19 protein-coding genes are annotated in these 19,006 nt (G+C 54.3%); 13 read left to right on the top strand and 6 right to left on the bottom strand.

The window, feature by feature from the left end:
• The first annotated feature begins 82 nt into the window (after positions 1-82).
• The 10 genes from NSS64_RS30085 (at position 83) to NSS64_RS30130 (ending at position 10,270) form a co-directional block, all read left to right on the top strand.
• Entirely contained in the window at positions 83-922 is an 840-nt protein-coding gene (locus tag NSS64_RS30085; protein ID WP_340994918.1) for a MerR family transcriptional regulator, read from the top strand.
• A gap of 121 nt (positions 923-1,043) precedes the next feature.
• Positions 1,044-3,035, top strand: a complete 1,992-nt coding sequence (locus NSS64_RS30090) for an FAD-dependent oxidoreductase (RefSeq protein ID WP_341142512.1) — start codon at positions 1,044-1,046, stop codon at positions 3,033-3,035.
• Positions 3,036-3,111: 76 nt separating this feature from the next.
• Entirely contained in the window at positions 3,112-3,657 is a 546-nt protein-coding gene (locus tag NSS64_RS30095; protein ID WP_341142513.1) for a hypothetical protein, read from the top strand.
• Positions 3,658-3,808: 151 nt separating this feature from the next.
• Positions 3,809-5,233 (top strand): hypothetical protein, encoded by a 1,425-nt coding sequence (locus NSS64_RS30100; RefSeq protein ID WP_341142514.1) that lies wholly within the window; start codon positions 3,809-3,811, stop codon positions 5,231-5,233.
• Between the two features lie 312 nt (positions 5,234-5,545).
• Positions 5,546-5,827 (top strand): hypothetical protein, encoded by a 282-nt coding sequence (locus NSS64_RS30105; protein ID WP_340946263.1) that lies wholly within the window; start codon positions 5,546-5,548, stop codon positions 5,825-5,827.
• Between the two features lie 162 nt (positions 5,828-5,989).
• Positions 5,990-6,838, top strand: a complete 849-nt coding sequence (locus NSS64_RS30110; RefSeq protein WP_341142515.1) for an EcsC family protein — start codon at positions 5,990-5,992, stop codon at positions 6,836-6,838.
• A gap of 47 nt (positions 6,839-6,885) precedes the next feature.
• Entirely contained in the window at positions 6,886-8,070 is a 1,185-nt protein-coding gene (locus NSS64_RS30115; RefSeq protein ID WP_341142516.1) for a nitric oxide synthase oxygenase, read from the top strand.
• Positions 8,071-8,217: 147 nt separating this feature from the next.
• Positions 8,218-8,574 (top strand): nucleotide excision repair endonuclease, encoded by a 357-nt coding sequence (locus tag NSS64_RS30120; RefSeq protein WP_036722768.1) that lies wholly within the window; start codon positions 8,218-8,220, stop codon positions 8,572-8,574.
• A 286-nt stretch (positions 8,575-8,860) separates the two neighbouring features.
• Positions 8,861-9,949, top strand: coding sequence for a 23S rRNA (adenine(2503)-C(2))-methyltransferase RlmN (gene rlmN, locus NSS64_RS30125; protein ID WP_341142517.1), 1,089 nt, complete (start codon positions 8,861-8,863; stop codon positions 9,947-9,949).
• A gap of 33 nt (positions 9,950-9,982) precedes the next feature.
• On the top strand, positions 9,983-10,270 hold the full coding sequence (locus NSS64_RS30130; RefSeq protein ID WP_076081434.1) for a DUF6509 family protein: 288 nt from the start codon (positions 9,983-9,985) through the stop codon (positions 10,268-10,270).
• Positions 10,271-10,361: 91 nt separating this feature from the next.
• On the opposite strand, the gene NSS64_RS30135 is transcribed toward NSS64_RS30130, so the two are convergent.
• The 3 genes from NSS64_RS30135 to NSS64_RS30145 form a co-directional block, all read right to left on the bottom strand.
• A complete protein-coding gene (locus tag NSS64_RS30135; RefSeq protein WP_340994909.1) occupies positions 10,362-11,114 on the bottom strand; it encodes an esterase family protein in 753 nt (250 codons plus the stop codon).
• A 13-nt stretch (positions 11,115-11,127) separates the two neighbouring features.
• Positions 11,128-12,297, bottom strand: a complete 1,170-nt coding sequence (locus NSS64_RS30140; protein WP_341142518.1) for an ATP-grasp domain-containing protein — start codon at positions 12,295-12,297, stop codon at positions 11,128-11,130.
• 96 nt (positions 12,298-12,393) lie between these two features.
• The gene (locus tag NSS64_RS30145) at positions 12,394-12,825 is read right to left on the bottom strand and encodes a MarR family winged helix-turn-helix transcriptional regulator (RefSeq protein WP_341142519.1); all 432 of its coding nucleotides are present in this window, start codon (positions 12,823-12,825) and stop codon (positions 12,394-12,396) included.
• A gap of 226 nt (positions 12,826-13,051) precedes the next feature.
• Here NSS64_RS30145 and NSS64_RS30150 point away from each other — a divergent pair, with 226 nt between their 5' ends.
• The 3 genes from NSS64_RS30150 to NSS64_RS30160 all read left to right on the top strand — a co-directional run bounded on the left by NSS64_RS30150 (position 13,052) and on the right by NSS64_RS30160 (position 16,291).
• Complete coding sequence (locus tag NSS64_RS30150) at positions 13,052-14,518, top strand: MDR family MFS transporter (protein WP_341142520.1); 1,467 nt, start codon at positions 13,052-13,054, stop codon at positions 14,516-14,518.
• Positions 14,519-14,634: 116 nt separating this feature from the next.
• On the top strand, positions 14,635-15,117 hold the full coding sequence (gene greA / locus NSS64_RS30155) for a transcription elongation factor GreA (protein ID WP_036691918.1): 483 nt from the start codon (positions 14,635-14,637) through the stop codon (positions 15,115-15,117).
• A gap of 247 nt (positions 15,118-15,364) precedes the next feature.
• Positions 15,365-16,291 (top strand): AEC family transporter, encoded by a 927-nt coding sequence (locus NSS64_RS30160; RefSeq protein WP_340994905.1) that lies wholly within the window; start codon positions 15,365-15,367, stop codon positions 16,289-16,291.
• 66 nt (positions 16,292-16,357) lie between these two features.
• On the opposite strand, the gene NSS64_RS30165 is transcribed toward NSS64_RS30160, so the two are convergent.
• The 3 genes from NSS64_RS30165 to NSS64_RS30175 form a co-directional block, all read right to left on the bottom strand.
• Positions 16,358-16,741 (bottom strand): VOC family protein, encoded by a 384-nt coding sequence (locus NSS64_RS30165; protein WP_340946283.1) that lies wholly within the window; start codon positions 16,739-16,741, stop codon positions 16,358-16,360.
• Positions 16,742-16,820: 79 nt separating this feature from the next.
• The gene (locus tag NSS64_RS30170; protein WP_341142521.1) at positions 16,821-17,681 is read right to left on the bottom strand and encodes a helix-turn-helix domain-containing protein; all 861 of its coding nucleotides are present in this window, start codon (positions 17,679-17,681) and stop codon (positions 16,821-16,823) included.
• A gap of 144 nt (positions 17,682-17,825) precedes the next feature.
• Positions 17,826-19,001: an ATP-binding response regulator gene (locus NSS64_RS30175; RefSeq protein ID WP_341142522.1), complete on the bottom strand. Its 1,176-nt coding sequence runs from the start codon at positions 18,999-19,001 to the stop codon at positions 17,826-17,828.
• Between the last annotated feature and the right edge of the window lie 5 nt (positions 19,002-19,006).

Genomic DNA, 19,006 nt, shown 5'->3' on the forward strand with positions numbered 1-19,006 from the left:
GTCTCCCGGTCAAACCCTCTATCATTAATTACATGAATCATAGGCATGAGCGTATGCGATCAAGTAAGCTGGGGGGCTGCTGATGAAGTATTCAATCGGTGAATTTGCATCCATTCTGGGAGTGACGGCAGATACACTGCGCTTATATGAGAAACATGATATTGTCCGGCCGATGAAGGATCATCATAATAATTACAGGTATTTCAACGATCTGGATGCGCGGAATCTATTGACGAGCAGATGGTACCGGAGCATGCAGATCCCGCTTCAGGATGTAGCCGGGCTGATCAAGGACGCGCCGTGTGAGCAAGTGGTAGAGTCGATTGCCGCTGCGGGTATGCAGCTGGAGGAGGAGATCCGGCGCAGCACGCTGCTGCTCGGCAAGATTCAGGAGATTCAGGCGGAGCTGGCGCAGGTCAGCGCATCCCTGTATACGTGCAAGATGAAGCAGGTGCCGCGCATGTACCGGATTCAGCAGACGAATAAGAATCATTTGCTGCAAAAGGAGGAGCTCAAAGACACGGTTCAGGCGTGGATGGAGCTGCTGCCGTTCACCTTTTATTCCTTCCGGGTTGAGCATAAGGCGGGCGAATACGTCTGTGGACCAGGGGATCTGGAGTATAGCTGGGGACTTGGCCTGCTTGCGGAGGATCAGGTGAAGCTCGGGGTCTGCCTGAATGACAGTGTGGAGGTTCTGGAGCCGGCTACCTGCATCTCTGCCGTCATTGTCAGCGGCCAGGAGGATTACCTGGAGCGGGATGCCTTCGGATTCATGCTGGAGTATGTGGAGGCAAGGAATTATAAGATTAGCGGGGATATCAGCGGTAAAATTCTGTTCACTGAGCGCACGGGTAACGGCAGCAAAACGTATCTGGAGATTAATATTCCGGTTGAACCGGAGGAAGCGTCTCCCCTACTTTGAGAAAAGTTTCACATATTGTCCATTGACCTTGGTACAGTACCAAGGTTTACACTTTGTGCGGTAGTCAGCAGTCCTATTAGAGAGAAACGGGACTGCATTAACCACACAGGGGGAGAAATTAATGCGTAAGCAAGCAACAAAACGAGTGTTCCTATTCACCGTATGTCTGGTATTGGTCCTGTCGCTCCTGAGCGGCTGTAGCGGTAATAATTCCGCCGCACCGGCAGCTTCCGAGCAGCCGTCCGCTTCGCCGCAGGCGTCACAGCCAGCGGATACAAGTGCTGTACCGGCAGGCTTCAAAGCCGGAACCTATAAAGCGGAAGCTGAAGGCAAGGACGGCAAGATTCAGGTTGAGGTGACGCTTGACGATCATTCGGTCATTACCGGAATCAATGTGGTCAGCCAGAACGAAACCGCCGGAATCGGGGTGGAGGCGATCAATAAGGTCAAGGAGGAGATTCTATCCGGCCAGACCCTGAATATTGATGCCGTCAGCGGTGCGTCCGAGTCCAGCAAGGCGATTCTGACCGCTGTGGAGGATGCGCTTAAGCAGGCGGGCGGTAATGTGGAGGCTTTTAAAACAAAGGCTGTAGTGAAATCGGGAGAAGGCAAGACCGAGCAGCTGTCCGCAGATGTGGTCGTGGTTGGAGCAGGTGCCTCTGGAGTATCGGCAGCGGTATCGGCAGCGGATAAGGGCGCGAAGGTGATCCTGATCGAGAAAACAGCGACGATCGGCGGCGCGAGCAACCTGTCCTGGGCGGGCAAATTCTACAACTCCTCGGCCGCGCTAAGCAGCGGGCTGAAAGTAGAAGTCGAGAAGGAGATTGCCGACTGGATCGTGAACAATCACTGGCGCGTGGATGCGGCGGCAATCCGCCAATACGTTACGAAGTCGGGCGAGACCTATGACTGGCTGACCGGCAAGGGCTACACCACCACCTTCCTGAACTTCGCCGGGGAACAGCTTCATATGCTGCCTCCTTATGAGACACGCCAGGAGCTGCTGCGCAAGATGCTTGCAGCATCCGTAGAGAAGGGCGGCGGACAGGTGATCACGGAGGCCACCGCGCAGAAGCTGATGACTGGCGCTAATGGAGAGGTGACCGGAGTCGTTGCCAAGAAGTCTGACGGAACCACCCTGGAGATTACAGGGGCAAGCGTTGTGATGGCTACCGGAGGATATGCCGGGAATAAAGAGATGGTTAAGGAAGCCTTTGGCTTCGAAGGCGTGAACGGCGGGCTTGGGCAGAACATCGGTGAAGGGCTGAAGATGTCCTGGGAGATCGGCGCGAAGGTGCCGGACAACTTCGGCGGGCAGATGCTTCACCAGACGCTGGCCAGAGCTACAGATAAGCTGAAGACAGAGTATGAGCCGTTTGAAGCCAGCTATCCGATGATGCTGTCTTACCTGCCAACCCTGATGAATGTAGGCCCTTCGGGCGCGAGATTCAGAGATGAGGCGGCGACGCTGACGGCGGTTGCAGCGGCGAATACCAGTGCTTTTAACGGAGCTTATCATCTGGTTATTGTCTCGCAGGCGCAGCTGGATGCCCTGAAGTCCAAGGGGATGAAGGGGATTCAGGCACCTAAGCTGCCGGGCATGCCGCCGGAATTCTATGCCTCCTACAAGGGCAAGTTCACGCTCGACCAGCCTTGGAAGGATGCCGATAAAGTCTTCGAATCCATGGTAGCGAACGGCGACGGCTTCAAGGGCAATACACTTGAGGAGCTGGCGAAGAATGCAGGGATGGACCCGGAAGTATTTGCCGCTGAGTTCAAGCTCTATGAGGAAGCAGCGAAGACGGGCACCGATACGGAGTTCGGCAAGGCGAAGGAATATCTGATTCCTATGGGCAGCAGCGGGCCGTATTACGCCGTTATTGCTGAGATCAACAACCTCTGTTCAGTAGGCGGTCTGCTGGTCAATACCAAGTTCCAGGTGCTGAATGATAAGCGTCTGCCGGTCAAAGGACTGTATGCTGTGGGCGTGGAGTCTGAAGGGGTGTTATTTAATGATACCTATGTAGGCAACGGCGTTGGACTGGGATACTCCTTCACCTCCGGGCGGCTTGGCGGCGAGGATGCAGCTGCGGGCGCATTGGCTAAGGAATAGCCCTTTATAAGTAATTTTCCTCTTTTTGCCGATAAATAGTTGTCCTGAACTTTACGCGCGAGAAGAGGAGCGTCCGATGTATATTCCCATATCACGAATCAACGCCGCTTCGCTGACCCGCTCACCGCAACAGGCGGAACACACTTCCGCCGGGTCATCCCCGCTTAGCTTCCCGGAGATGATGGCGGCTGTGGGAGCGGCAATTGAGGATCAGGCACGCAGAATCAAGGCAAGGTACGGTCTGTCCGTCCGTATTATGGCGGTAGCCAAAGATGGCAGCAAGGGGAAGAAGACTGATGCAGGAGACCGGAGGGATCAGCGAGAGCTTGTAATCGCTCCGAATATTCTGCAGCAGATGAGCAAAGATCCTGTGATGCAACGTAAGGTATATGGCTACCTTGACGAGTATGTGCGCGAGCCGCACCCCTCGTCCGGTCATAGCCTGATCGTTCACAGGGACGGTACTTCTACCCTTCATCCTGTCTTCTCCAGACCAGCAGCAGTGCAGGAGATTACCCATCTACATACCGGGCAACCGGAAATCGCGGGCAGCTTATACGATCAGGACAGACTGAAGCAGCTTGCGTTCCTCCGGGCCAGAAGAGCAGGCAGGCACCGGTAACAGAGTGTAATCCGCAAATAAGATCCCTGAATCCATGTGATGTGGAGGCGGGGGTCTTTTTGCGCGTCCCTGAGGCGAACAATAGCCTATCCTCCTGCATAGCATATAGCACCTGCTTGCTATTTGTAAGTGGAAAGGGGGCGCATGGCTAATGGGTATCCAGCTTACTGCGATTCATTGGGTGTATCTGGTGTTTATTGTGTTCATTCTGGCGCTGCTGATCAAGCGGCGTGATACAACCATGATCTGTGTGACCGGGATTCTGGCGCTCGGGCTGCTGGCAACGGCGACGCTTAGCGGGTCGGTGTCGGGGATCTTTAACTCTTTTGTCTATGCGACTAAGGAGCTGCTCGGCACTATAATGATTATCTCTATTATCGTGGCGATGAGCCGGATTCTGATTATAACAGGCATCAACGAGACGATGGTATCGCCGCTCACCCGGTTCCTGCGCACACCGGCGATGGCCTACTGGGGAATCGGACTGATTATGATGGTAACCTCGTTCTTCTTCTGGCCGTCCCCTGCGGTAGCGCTGGTCGGAGCCGTTCTGCTGCCGGTGGCGGTCCGGGTCGGCCTGCCTGCGCTGGGCGCAGCGGTAGCTATGAACCTGTTTGGGCACGGGATCGCCCTCTCCGGCGATTATATTATTCAAGGCGCTCCGAAGCTGACGGCGGATGCCGCTGGTCTTCCGGTGTCGAGCGTGATGGAGGCCAGTATTCCGCTGGTGGTCGTAATGGGGATAGTGACCACGGTGACAGCCTTCTGGATGATGAAGAGAGACCAGAGGAACGGCACCTGGAGAGACGGTCTGGTCACTTCACCCGTAGCAGCAGCAGAGCCGCTGGCTGATGCGGGGACGGAGGATGACCAGCCAGTCCTCCTGAGTGAACGTCTGCGCAAAGGGCTGGCGATCGCCATTCCGCTGCTCTTCCTGCTGGATGTGATCGGCATGTTCATGCTTCACCTGCAAGGCGGCGATGCTACCGCGCTGGTCGGGGGAACCGCTGTGCTGATCCTGATTGCCGTTACCCTGCTGGCCCATCGCGGACAGGGGCAAGGGCTAGAGAAGATCACCGCCTATCTCATTGAAGGCTTCACCTTCGGCTTCAAGGTCTTCGGGCCGGTCATCCCGATTGCCGCCTTCTTCTACCTGGGCGACGCCGCCTTCACCGAGCTGTTCGGCAAGGTGCTGCCGGACGGCTCGCACGGCATCGTGAACGACCTGGGCGTGGCCCTGGCGAATCACGTGCCCCTGAACGGCGCGGCATCCGCCGTTACGCTGACGGTGATCGGCGCGATTACCGGCCTCGACGGCTCCGGATTCTCCGGCATCTCGCTGGCCGGTTCGATTGCCGGGCTGTTCGCCGCCGCGATCCACTCCGGCGCGGCAACGCTGACCGCCCTTGGGCAGGTGGCCGCCATCTGGGTCGGCGGTGGCACCCTGATCCCGTGGGCGCTCATTCCCGCCGCTGCGATCTGCGGCGTCAGCCCGTTCGAGCTGGCCCGGCGCAATCTGAAGCCGGTCCTGCTGGGTCTTACGGCAATGACCATTGTCGCCATGTTCCTGGTGTAGGCGCCGCTTAAGGTACCATAACCTCCGCTACTCAGTTACGTACGGACTCCAGCGCCGTTATTTCCAGCAATCAGCCTGTTTTCGAACCCATGCGGACTCCAGAGCCTTTATTGCTCCCATTTGGCCCAATTCGGCCTTGCTTTTGGGGGGATAAGGTCTCTCCAGTCCGCATGGAGCGAAAGGCCACGGTTTTGAGAGTAATAACGTCCGTACGGTCCGCATGTGAACCCCGCGCCTACAATCCGCATAAGATTTCCTTCCCTAATCCATCCTACAGAAGAACGGACATTGTGATGGAGGGGGAAATATAATATGAAGCATTACGAATCTAGTCTGCGCACCAACAGCACGGTGGATCAGGCGCACGATGCGGTGACGAAGCTGCATAACGCTGTAACCCAGGCCGTGAGCCATCCGACCGGACAGATGATGGAGCAGGCAGAGAACAGCCTGGACCACGCTGAAGAAGCCGTGCGCCATGCCCCGGAAGGTTCGGTCGGCAGACAAGGGGTAGAGCTGGTCCAAGAGAGGCTGGAGGAAGAGAAGCGCAGATTGTCTTCGCTGGATGGGCAGGCAGGCGAGTCACAGGATTAAAGCCTGAACCAGGTATTGTGAACCGGCATTCCCGGAGTTGATCCGGGAGTGCCGGTTTGCTGTTGCTGGGATGCGAGGCCCGGATATGGGGCCTCTGCAATCATTTGCTGTGAAAAAGGGTTATAAGGTAATGACGAGACCATTCAGGGGAGGTACATAACTATGCCAGAAGCGGACAATACCGGTTCAGGAGGGCCTCCGGAGACACCGGAGATGCTGTATGCCGCACTTAAGGAGATTACCAAGTGGGAGAAAGAGCAGAATAGGCTGATGATCTGGGACCGGATTACCCGGTTGCCCTTCAAGCTGCTGGATGCAATCACGCCAAAGGTTATCCACGAGAAGGTAGGCCGGCTGCTTGATGAACTGGGCGGCTACATCCAGAACGGCGGCAACTATCTGGTGGCCGGGCGCAAGGTGGGCAAGCTGATGGAAGAGACAAGCCGGGCGGCGGGCGCTCCCTCTACCGGGCCTTACCCGCTGGCTGTCATGGATGCAGTGGCACTGAAGCTCGCGGAGCGGAGCCGGAATACGGCTACGGCCCAGGGGGCGACCACGGGCTTCGGCGGGATTTTCACACTGGCTGCTGATATTCCGGCTGTCCTGGGCCTCTCCTTGAAGGCGATTCAGGAGATCGGGTTGTGTTATGGCTACGATCCGACCGATAAGGCCGAGCGGATCTTCACCGTGAAGGTGATGCAGTTCGCCTCCTCCGATGTAGTGGGGAAGCGCACGCTGCTGAAGGAGCTGAATCTACAGGCAGGCGGGGATGGCAACATTCTCGCCGCGACCCAGGAGACCGTCTCCAGGATTCAGGGCTGGAAGGAGGTAGTGACTGTATACCGCGACAATTGGGGCTGGAAAAAGCTGCTCCAGACCGTTCCGGTCGCAGGCATGTTCTTCGGCGCATACCTCAACCGGAAGACGCTGGAGGAGGTTACAGAGGCTGCGCGGATGCTCTACCGCAAACGACGGATTATCTCCAGGCTGGCAGAGCTGGGGCAGAGATGATACGCTGAGGGCACTGTAGCAGGGCACGCATGGATAGGAGAGAGAAGATGAATCACACAGTTCCACAGCATAGCACTCAGGAGCTGATCCGGCAGGCGGAGTCCTTCATTACGGCCTGCTATCAGGAGCTGGGGTTAACAGAGGGTGAACGGGACCTTCGTCTGGCGGAGATACGCGAAGAGGTGCAGCGCACAGGTACATACAGGCATACGGCAGAAGAGCTGGCGCACGGGGCAAGGATGGCCTGGCGCCATAACAGCCGCTGCATCGGAAGACTGATCTGGCATTCCCTGGAGGTGATTGACGCCCGCAGAACAGAGACTGTAGCGGAGGTCGCGGAGGCGCTGCTGCATCATATGAAGCATGCGAATAACGGTGGCCGTATCCGGCCGGTCATTACCGTCTTCCGTAGTGAAGAGGAGCAAGGCCGTGCCATCCGGATCTGGAATCATCAGCTGATCCGCTATGCCGGTTATCCCGGGGACGGGGAGCATCCGCGTGCCGGTGATCCGGCCTCGGATGAATTCACCGCTGTCTGCCTCAGGCTGGGCTGGCAGGGCACGGGCGGGGATTTCGACATTCTGCCGCTCGTGATCAGCATCGGCCGGGAGGAGCCCCGTTACTTCCCAATCCCGCCAGGACTTGTACAGGAGGTGCCGCTCAGCCACCCGGAGCTCCCGCAGTTCACGGAGCTGGGCCTGCGCTGGTACTCCGTTCCGATTGTCTCGGACATGTGTCTGGAGATCGGCGGCATCCGTTACCCGGCAGCGCCATTCAACGGCTGGTACATGGAGACGGAGATCGGCTCGCGGAATTTCGGCGATACGGACCGCTACAACCGTCTGCCTGCGGTAGCTGACCTGCTAGGCCTGGACCGGTCCACTAATACCTCGCTGTGGAAGGACCGGGCGCTGCTGGAACTGAACCGGGCTGTCCTCCATTCCTTCAAGCAGGCCGGGGTCAGTATTGTAGACCATCATACTGCCGCAGACCAGTTCGTCCGCTTCCAGGAACAGGAGCAGCAGCAGGGACGGGAAGTATCCGCCAAGTGGGGCTGGCTGATTCCGCCGATGTCGCCTTCCTCCACGCCGATCTGGAATGACAACAAGCTGCGTGATTTGCAGCTAAGCCCGCGCTTCGTCTACCGGAAGAAGCAACAGGCGGACTCCGGGCAGCATGAGGCTGCGGAAGCGAAGGGCTGTCCTTTTCATCAGTCCATGAAGAGTGATTAATCAATAACCAGTATGTTTTGAAGCCGTAGAGCCGGATTTTTTGATTTTTCCTTATAGCTCTAGGGCAATTTGCACAAGATACAAATAGTCACGATACCCATTCTGTGATACTATTTATTTCTATATCCAATGAGGAAGTGAAGCTTAATGATCAGCATTACCATTCCGTCACCGGAAGTTATTATTTACAAGCAAGCTAACCCTGAGCTGAGCCATATTTACGGATTCACCGATTTCCACCTGATTACCCGCGAAGCCGGCGGCATCTTCATGTTCTACAATGATCAGGACGAGCTGTTGTTTGTGGGCAAGGCCCGCAAGCTGAGACCGCGGATCAAGAAGCATTTCGAGGATAATGTATCCGTGATGAAGCCCCACCGCGATGAGGTTACCCGCATCGAAGTCTGCCTCGTCGAAGATCCGGTGGACAGAGAGATTTATGAGACCTACATCGTGAACAAGCTTCGCGCGAAGTACAATGTCGAGAAGGTTCTGTATAAATAAGGTTTGGCGAAAAAGGCGTGGTCCCTGCGGACTGCGCTTTTTGTAAATATAAATTTATATGTATCACATGATAAATTGTCCTTCTATTTCTCGCTGAAACGGTACCGTCCTTTAAAAGGACGGCAAAGCCGTTTCCACTTGTTTCTCTGCTCAAAAGCGCCCGGCTCCGCAGTGTTTCCTCTTGTTTTAATAAACGAAATTTGAGACAATAAGGTATTGTTGCTAATGTCCCTGTCAAGGTAGAATAGATAGATTGAACTTTAATGTTTTGAAAAGAGGATATGAAATGAATAAAGAATCCATTTATGGATTGACTTTGGAGCAATTGACAGCATGGCTGCTGGAGCATGGCCACAAGAAATCCCGGGCCACTGCGGTCTGGGAATGGCTGTACCGCAAGCGGATCACCAGCTTCGCCGAGATGGACGGAATGAATCAGGAATGCATAGAGCTGCTGGAAGAGCATTATGTGTTTCAGACGATGGAAGAGCATGTGAAGCAGGAATCGGCCGACGGTACGGTGAAGTTCCTCTTCCGCCTCCAGGACGGCAACCTGATTGAGACAGTGATGATGCGGCAGAAATACGGCTTGTCCGTATGTGTCACCACTCAGGTCGGCTGTAATATCGGGTGCAGCTTCTGTGCAAGCGGGCTGCTGGCGAAGAGCCGGGACCTGACCAGCGGCGAGATCGTGGAGCAGATTATGAAGGTCCAGCATTATCTGGATCAGGCCGGCCACGGCCAGAAGGTCACTCATGTCGTGGTTATGGGGATCGGCGAGCCGTTCGATAACTTCCGGCATCTGCTGAACTTCCTGATTACCATCAAGGATCACAAGGGTCTGGCGATTGCCGGCAAAGGAATCACCGTATCCACCAGCGGCCTGGCGGACAAAATCAGAGAATTCGCCGACGCCAATATGCAGGTTAATCTGGCGATCTCGCTGCACGCCCCGAATAATGAGCTGCGGACACAGATTATGAAGATTAACCGGGCCATTCCTATAGAGAAGTTAATGCCGGCGATTGATTACTATCTGGAGAAGACGAACCGGAGAATCACGCTGGAGTATATCCTGCTGAAGGATATCAATGACCGTGAGGAGCATGCGCTGGAGCTGGCTGCGTTAATCGGAGACCGCCGCCAGCTGGCGAACGTCAACCTGATTCCGTATAATCCTGTGGATGAGCATAGCCAGTATCAGCGGAGCAGTCGGGAGTCGGTGCGTGCGTTCTTCGATACGCTGAAGAAGCAGGGCGTCAGCGTCAGCACCCGGCTGGAGCAGGGCGTCGATATTGATGCGGCCTGCGGACAGCTGCGCAGCAAGCAGATTAAGAAGACCAAAGGCAAAGCCGCAGATACTGTGTTACAATAATCTGGCAGTGAATTGAGAAATGAGGAATGCAACTTGTTGACATTTACAAGCTACACCGTGGAGAACGTAAGAGATCCATTTAATATCCTAAGCGGCAAGCGATATGAGTTCGTCGTGAATATTGATGTGCCGGAGGATGATGAGCTGTACGTGGAGAACGGCGTGTCCGCCCGCGTGATTGTCAAAGTGGAAGAGGAGCAGACAAGCATTGTCAGCTACGATCTGCTGGAGACCTCGTCAGGCCAGCTGCTCGATTTCGATATGGAAGAAGATGAGGAAGCCGCGCTGCTTCAGTTCTGTTCGGAGCATGTACCTGCATAGGACAAGGCGGCAGCGGTCAAAGAAAAAGGAACTGCTTATTTCAGCAGTTCCTTTTTTTGTACAAATGGGTTCGCGTTCAAGCCCGGCTTCACTAGCCCAGGCAGCCTTCCACATAATAATGAATCTGCTTGTTCCACCATGGCCAGTCATGGCTCACATCATGGCCCCAGTAGTCGATCCGGGCCGGAATGCCTTTCTGCCCCAGCACTTCCTGAAGCAGCCGGGTCTCGTGAAGCATCTCGTCCTCATACGCCCCTTGACCGACACAGACGATGATTGTGCTGCTGCGGTACTGGTTCAGATAATGCTCATCCGTCAGCCCCGGCAGGTAATGCAGCGGTGAATTAAGATAGACGTTCCCGCTCATATAGTCGCCGAAGAAGTAGTAGGTGGAGTAGACGCCGCTCAGGGCGATCAAGGTATCGAAATAGTGCGGATAACGGAAAAAGAAGCTGGCGCTGTAATAAGCGCCCATCGAGCAGCCGGAGATCAGAATGCGCTGGTCGGTCCCGCCGTTGTTGTGCTTGCTCTCATGGAGGATGCCGGGAATCAGCTCATGCGCAATATATTTGTCATACTGTTCATGGCGGTGCACACGGTCCTCATTGTTCCAGTGGGTGGAGAAGAAGGTCTCCTCATCCAGACTGTCGCAGGCCCAGATCTGCAGCTTGCCCGCTTCAATGAAGGACGAGAGCGTGCCGATCATGCCCGAATCCTCATATTGATAAAAGCGTCCAAGCGAGGTGGGGAAGACGAGCATCGGTTTGCCGGCGTGGCCGTATATTTTATACTCCATGTCTCTGCCCAGGTTGTGGCTGTACTCCTTATGGTAGCTTATCCTCATCCGTTAACACATCCTATCCCTCTTCTTGTTGAATATAGCCTCTAATGTCTCTGACCTCCGAAAGCTCGGGTGAACGGAACTGATAAGCGCGGTTGCCCATCGCTCTGCTGAAGACCTCTTCAATCTCGTCATAATTGACGATCTTCCCGCCGAATGCACGGTAGATGTCCTCGTGGCTGTGAGCGTAATGCTTATGATTCTTGCGGCTGGCATAGCCGGTATAATATTTGCCTTCGTATGGACCGCCGACCTCATTATGCACAACCATACTGGCCCATTCCTTATACACATTGACATCATAGGCGAAGTTAATCGCATCCGTCATCCAGGCGCCGGGCGGTCGCATATTCACTTCCAGGGCAATGATCCGGCCATCCTTGTGCGATTTGAACAGCTCGATATGGAAGAACCGTTCCCGGATGTCAAAAGCCTGCAAAATGCTCCGCCCCGCCTCCTCGACCTCTGGACTGATCTCCCGCAGACAGAAGTAGTAGAGGTGATTGTCCGTATTGACGACATCCATCACACTGTTCTCGAACAGGTGGCTGACTGCGAAGCGTACATTCCCGTCCCTGTCCACCAGCCCGTCATAGGTGAAGATAACCCCGTCTATGAATTCCTCAATAATGAAGGCTACATCCTCCGGCTTCGTGTCAAAAAAGTGCTGGAGCTCCTCTTCGTTATTGATCTTGTACGTATTACTGGCCCCGGAGCCGAGATCGGGCTTCACCACCAGCGGAAAGCCCGCGCTCTGGATGAAGCTCTCGACGCTCACGCGTGTTGTGCCGGTGGAGAACTGGACGGTGCTTACCCCGCTTTTGCGGAAAAATTCCTTCATCTTGGACTTCTGCTTCAGATTATGGACGAAATCCGACTTGGTGCCGTAGATGTTGAAGTCCGTACGGATCGCCGCATCCTGCTCCAGCCAGTATTCATTCAGCGACTCAAAGCGGTCAATCTTGCCGTATTTATGGGTGAAATAACCGACAGCCCGCAGAATCTCCTCATAGCTCTCGAGGTTGCTTACCTTATAGTACTCGGTCAATGCCGATTTCAGCTTGTCCTCCAGCTGGTCATAGGCTGCATCGCCAATCCCAAGCACCGTGGCTCCCTGCTCCCGCAGATGCGTACAGAAATCAGCGCTGTTCTTGGGGAAATGCGGGGAAAAGAAAATAAAGTTCATGCAGACCGGCCCCTTTGGCTAAAATATAATTCCGAGTTATTTTGTATGATTAATTCAATCTACCAGCTTCGCCAGCATCCGTCAATCCTCTTCGTGCTATTTTTGCTGCAGGGTGCGGTTGAGCCGGGCGAGCAGTCCGCTGAAGAGTCCGCAGTCCTCCGGGGACCAGTCCCCGAAGATCTCCCCGTAGCGCGCAAGCCGGATGTCCCGGGCCTCGGTGAAGGTCTGTGCACCAAGCGCAGTAAGCTGAAAATAGCTGGAGCGCCCATCCTGCGGATCAGGCACCCGTTCCACATAGTTCTTCGCCTCCAGGACACTTGTCTGCCTGCTGATGGTAGAGGTGTCGAGGCCGAATTGTTCGGCAAGCGCCTTAACGCCTACCTTGTCGTGTATCGACAAATGGTGGAGCAGGGTATACGAGGAGCGGTCCAGCCCGCCATGCTTCTTATCCAGCGAGCCGAGGCGGATCAGCGTGATCAGCTCCTGGTTCAGGGCTTCGAGGTGCTTATCCTTCTGTTCATCAGCCATAGTTAGATTCCGTCCTTTACCGGTTACTTTGTCATATGTCTCCCTAGTATAAGTGATAACACCGGCCTTATGCTAAGGGAACCGGATATTGCCGCCTTATTATGAAAGAATCATGAAATAAGTCAAGTTGACTTTCAAAAATATAGTTGTATAATACACATATATTAAATTAATTGTATTATACACCTATATTGGGGTGAACCGCAAAATAGAGGAGAGAGCGCCCTTGAGCAGTCCGGCGGCAAAACATTCATCATTCTGGCTGATTATTCTGGCCATCTTTTTCGGAAATTTCATGGCCATTCTCAGTACGACCACCATTAACGTAGCGTTCCCGGTCTTTCTGAACGACTTCCACGCCGGGATCAGCACCGTACAATGGATGATTACCGGCTATCTGCTGGCTACCGGCGTCATTGCGCCTGTGGTGGGTTATTTCGGGGATAAATGGAGCTATAAGGTTCTGTACGTATTCGCCCTGTCGGGCTTCACCTTGTTCTCGGCACTGTGCACGGTGGCCTGGAATATTCATTCCCTGATTACCTTCCGCATTATCCAGGGGATATTCGGCGGCCTGATCATCCCTACTACCATGACGATGATTTATCAGTTCATCGACAAAGAAAAGCAGGCCTTCGCGATGAGTCTCTGGAGCCTGTCCTCGATGCTGGCGCCTGCCTTCGGCCCGACACTCGGCGGCTGGCTGACCGGATACTTCGGCTGGAAATCGCTGTTCGTAATCAATCTGCCGATTGGCCTGATTGCCATTGGCGTAGCTCTCAAGTGCCTGCCGTTCCAGCGGCAGAGCACCGGGAGCAGAAGCTTCGATCTGCCGGGCTTCGTCACAGTCATTCTGAGCAGCGCCTTCATTATTCTGGCGTTCAATAAAGGGGGCGCCTGGGGCTGGACGTCATGGAACACCCTGACCCTGCTGCTGGTTGGGGCGGCGGCCTTAACGTATTTCATCCGCAGGGAGCTGTCGATCCAGGAGCCGCTGCTGAATCTGAAGGTATTCCGGCAGAGTCGGTTCACCTACAGCCTGATCATCAACTGCATTATTACCGTTGCGTTATACTCGGGAACCTTCCTGATCCCGGTCTTCCTGCAGGATATTCAGCAGTCTACCCCGCTGAAGACCGCGCTGGTGCTGTTGCCGGGCTCCATCGTGATGGCTGTTCTGTCACCAGTGGTCGGCAAGCTGTACTCCCGGATCGGCCCGTTCTGGCTCATCCTTGGCGGCATTCTGCTGCTAAGCGCCTCAACCTGGGAGCTTGCCCACATCACGCTGGCCGTGACTCATACCCGTGTGGCGGTGCTTATGGCGGTGCGCAATGTCGGCATTGCACTGGCCTTCATGCCGGTGACCAATGCCGGAATGTCCGCGGTGCCAAGAGCCATTACCGGGCATGCCTCCTCTGTAACCAACTGGGTCCGCCAGGCTACAGGTGCCTTGTCCATTGCCGTATTCAGCTCGCTGCTCGCTTCCAGATCGCTGGCCCATCAGCAGGAGCTGGCGGATGGGCCAGCCCGGACAGCCGGTTCTCTGCTGAAGGCTCAGGGTATGACGATGGGCGTGCAGGATATTTTCCTGATCGCTACGGCAGTGGGGCTGCTGGCTATTCCGCTGACCTTTCTCCTGAGAAGCGGCAGCGGCAAGCCTGCAGCGGCCCCTGCTCCGCAGGCAGAGGCTTGAAGCCGGGACTCTGCCGTGAATACTCCTTAATAATGCGTTATAGCGCTTTCTCTTCGCATGTTGGGCGATTATGAGTTAGAATACTATAAAGTGAGCAAATAATAGGAGTTGTATACATGTCTAATAATGACGAAGTATTTTTGACCAAAGAAGGCTTGGCCAAGCTGGAGGAAGAGCTGAGGGAACTGAAGGGAGCAGGGCGCAAGGAGCTTGCAGCCCGGCTTAAGCTGGCGATCAGCTACGGCGATCTGAAGGAGAACAGCGAATACCACTCCGCCAAGGAGGATCAATCCTTCATGGAGACCCGCATTATGATTCTCGAGAAGATGCTGATCAAGGCGCAGATCGTGGATGCCAGCAATATGGATCTGAGTACAGTCAGCGTAGGCTGCATCGTTATCCTCAACGATGTGGAGTACTCGGAGAAGATCGAATATAGAGTGGTTGGACCGGCGGAAGCCGATGTGCTGGACAACAAGATTTCCTACGAGAGCCCGCTCGGCAAAGAGCTGATCGGCAAAAAGGTAGGCGATATCATCAGCGTCAATGCCCCGATGGGGATCATCAAATACGAGCTGCTTGAGATCAAAATGCTGTAAAATGAAGACCTAACCGGAATCCCGTGGCCCTTAATTTAAGGGTGCGGGATTTTTTTTATGTTTTGGGGTCCCCGCAAAGTACCTGAGTCAACACCTACGCTAAAGCTCCACTTTGTGGGGTTATTTTGTCTGCACGGGGCGGGGGTCATAGGCAATTGCTATCAAGGATATTGTTTCCTTGTCTTAGACGCTCTCTGCCGGGAGGGTTATAGTAGAAAATAACTACTACATAGAGGAGTCCTGGCTTGTGATTCAGACTGTACTCACGACACTTGTTGAGGTCATCGTGCCGCTGTCCATTCCGGTGGCCGCCGGAGCGCTGCTTGGACGGTATAAGCAGCTCGATACGAAGCCTCTGCTGACACTGTACCTGTATTTTCTCAGTCCGGCTATTATTCTCGACACGCTGGCTACGGCAGATATCTCCTTCGATGATGTCTATAAGACACTGGCCTTCTCGCTCATGAACCTGTTTCTGCTGTGGGGTGTGGCGACCCTAATTGGTAAAATGCTGAAGCTGGCTCCGCCGGAGGCCGCCGGCCTGACGCTCATCTCCACCTTCACGAACAGCGTCAATTACGGCCTGCCGCTGGTGCTGCTGGCCTTCGGCCAGCTGGGCCTGGACAAGGCATCGGTCTATGTCATCGCCCAGATGGTGATCGTGAATACGATCGGCGTGTATTTTGCCGCCCGGTCACAGTTCTCCGTGCGCAGCGCGGTGAAGTCCGTCTTCTCGCTGCCGGCCATCTACGCCGCCATCCTGGCGCTGCTGCTGCGGGCGCTGGGCCTGCATATGCCGCATGAGCTGGCCTCAGGCGTTGCGATGGCCGCCGGAGCATATTCGCCGGTAGTACTGGCGATCCTCGGCGCGCAGATGGTCAAGGTCCAGGCAGCACATACGGAGCGCAATGTGCAGCTGGCCTTCTGGACGGGGCTGACCGTCCGGCTGGTGCTGGCTCCGCTGCTGGCCGCGCTGGTGTTGCTTGCCCTGAACATCACAGGCACCCTGTTCTCGGTGCTGCTGATCCTGGCTTCCATGCCGGTGGCTGTCAATTCCGTCGTCCTGGCGGAACGCTTCGGCAGCTCGCCTGCGCTGGTCTCGCGTTGTATCGTCTGGACGACGCTGGCCTCCTTCCTGGTCCTGCCGGTGTTGATTGCGGCGGTGGGGGGATAGGGTACGCGGGCCAAATGTAAGCGAAAAACCGAATAAAGGGGCAATAGCGCCCCCCAGAAGAAATTATTAAGACACAGGTACTTCACTCATCAGTGCATGTACATTCTGATCGGGGTCCTGAAAGAACGTCATCCAGGTTGCGGTTTGACCCATCTCAGCGACTTTATGCGGCTTGTCCAGGAAATGTACATTCCGCTCGACCAACGTTTCGTACGATGCGTGAATATTGTCAACTTGGAAATAGAACACCGAGCTGGGATGATCGAACCGCGGGTCTTCGGCAATACTCAAGACCAGCTGAATTCCGTTACACTCCAGGAAAGTCATGTTTGGGATTTGAAATAAAAGGTTTAGGCCTAGGGTATCTTGATAGAACCGGGTGGCAGCTTCCATGTCATGTACCCGAATGGATATTTGCCCGATGCCTTTGATTTGAAATTCTGAATTCATGTGAATATCGCTCCTTTGTTATATTGTATGCTCCACACAGTAAATGTAACATGTGCGGATGAAGGTTACTTTTCCAAAATCACTTTTTTCTAAACATCCGGGGTGAGAGTCCCGTTCTTTGTTTAAAAACCTTATTGAAGGAAGAGACATTATCGAAGCCAATACTTAGGCTAATCTCGGTTACATTGCTGTCCGTTTGAGCAAGGAGACGCTGTGCTTCAAGTATCCTTTTTTCGAGGATGAACTGGTGTGGCGTTCTTTTGAAAAAGTGGCGGAAGCTGCGGATCAGATGGTTTTTAGAGAGACATGAGACCTTTGAGACTTCTTCAAGAGACACATTTTGGTTGTAGTACGCATGCAAGTATTCGTATGCTACGGTCAACCGCCGGAACAGCTCCTCCCTGGTGGCCGGGCGTGTGCCGGGGACGGTATTAATTTCTTGAGCCATCTTCTGATGGACGTTAAGCAGTGCCTGAATTAGATTTTGATACTGTTCATCAAGCCAGAGATTCTCGCTGCCGAGTACAGGTAAGGAATTCTTGAAGTTCTCGATAAGCGCAGTTATCAAATGACTATGGCGGTATGACTTTGTATGAAATTGCAACGGGTGCTTAGATTCTGAAAATGGATCGTCCAAAGACTTCTCTGTTCCGACATGAATGGCTCGATGAAATTCTTCAGCAAAGCCAGTCTTGAAAAAGACACAAAAAGAGTCGACTTCTGTCTCTGACTCAATGGCTATTCCGTACTGCTCCCCCTCATTTAGAAGAAGGTAGCCCTCTTCCTCCACAGCATAATGACCAAGATTTGTTTTGTAATAGGCCCGGCCATTCCGAAATGTCTTGATCGAAAGGGGACCGGTGCCTTCCCAATGATGAGTTGTACTTCGCGCCTGCAGAACGAAATTCCGCTGGAACAAAGGGAGTCTAGAGGTTCCCATCTAAAGAGTTCATCCCCTTCCAGAGTTAATCCATTTCATTCTACAATAGTCCACAGCAATAACAAAGAAGCTCCCGCTTCATGATCTGAAGGGGGAGCTTCTTGTATGCAGTGAGACGGGTTCATGCTGAACGACGGGGGAGCCTCAGTCCGGCTGGCCTTCAGCGACCTGGATGGTGAAGATGAAGGTAGCCCCGCCTACTAGACCCGGCTTGGCATAGATTGTTCCGCCCATGAGGTCGACCAGCATTTTGCAGATGGACAGCCCGAGCCCGGTTCCGCCGAACTTGCGGTTGATGGTGGCTCCGATCTGGGTGAACGGCTGGAACAGATATTTCATCTTGTCTTCTGGAATGCCAATACCGGTATCTTCAATAATGAATTCCAGCTCCAGCAGCTTATCCATAGCCTGCCGGAGATGGACATGCACTTTGACGCCGCCGGTGATCGTGAACTTGATGGCATTGCCGATCAGATTATTCAGTACCTGGCGCAGACGGTTGGGGTCACCGATAAGCAGGGCAGGAATGTCAGGATCAATAGAGGTCTCCAGGGTCAGGCTGCGTTCTCTCGCCAGAGCCCTGAACAGATCGACCGTTTCTTTGATGCAGGAGTGAAGATTGAAGAGCTCATAATCCAGCTCCATTTTACCGGATTCGATCTTGGTGAAGTCCAGGATGTGCGTAATGACAGAGACAAGCGCGTGACCGCTGGTATGAATGATTTCGGCCATCTCCTGGTCGTCCGGGGACAGCTCGGAGGAACGAAGCACATCCGACATGGCGATAATCCCGTTCAGCGGAGTACGGATCTCATGGCTCATCATGGCAAGGAAGCCGCTCTTGATCCGCAGCGCCACCTCGGCGGTCTCCTTCAGCTCGGTCAGGATGCTGTTGGCTGTCTCCAGCTCCTGCGTTTTGAGCTGCAGCTCCTTGCGGGTCTGGTAGAGACGGACGAAGCCGTCAATCTTGCTTTTTAACACGATCGGATGGAACGGCTTGGTCAGGTAGTCAATGGCCCCTGCCGAATAAGCCAACATATAGTTCTCCAGCTCAGAGGTCAGCGAGGTTAGGAAAATAATCGGGATATCCCGTGACTTCTGACGCATCTTTATCCGTTTCGCCGTTTCAAACCCGTTCATGCCAGGCATGAGCACATCCATAATGATCAGGGCGAATTCCTGCTCCAGCAGACATTTCAGAGCATCCATGCCCGAGAGGGCTTGAACCAGCCGGTAGGGCGAATCGGCCAGCAATGCCTGAATGGACAGGAACTCATCTGCCCGGTCATCTACAATCAAAATATTAATCGGATACTCCATGCTGC

The organism is Paenibacillus sp. FSL H8-0122 (assembly GCF_038005345.1).
Classification (GTDB): domain Bacteria; phylum Bacillota; class Bacilli; order Paenibacillales; family Paenibacillaceae; genus Paenibacillus_AQ.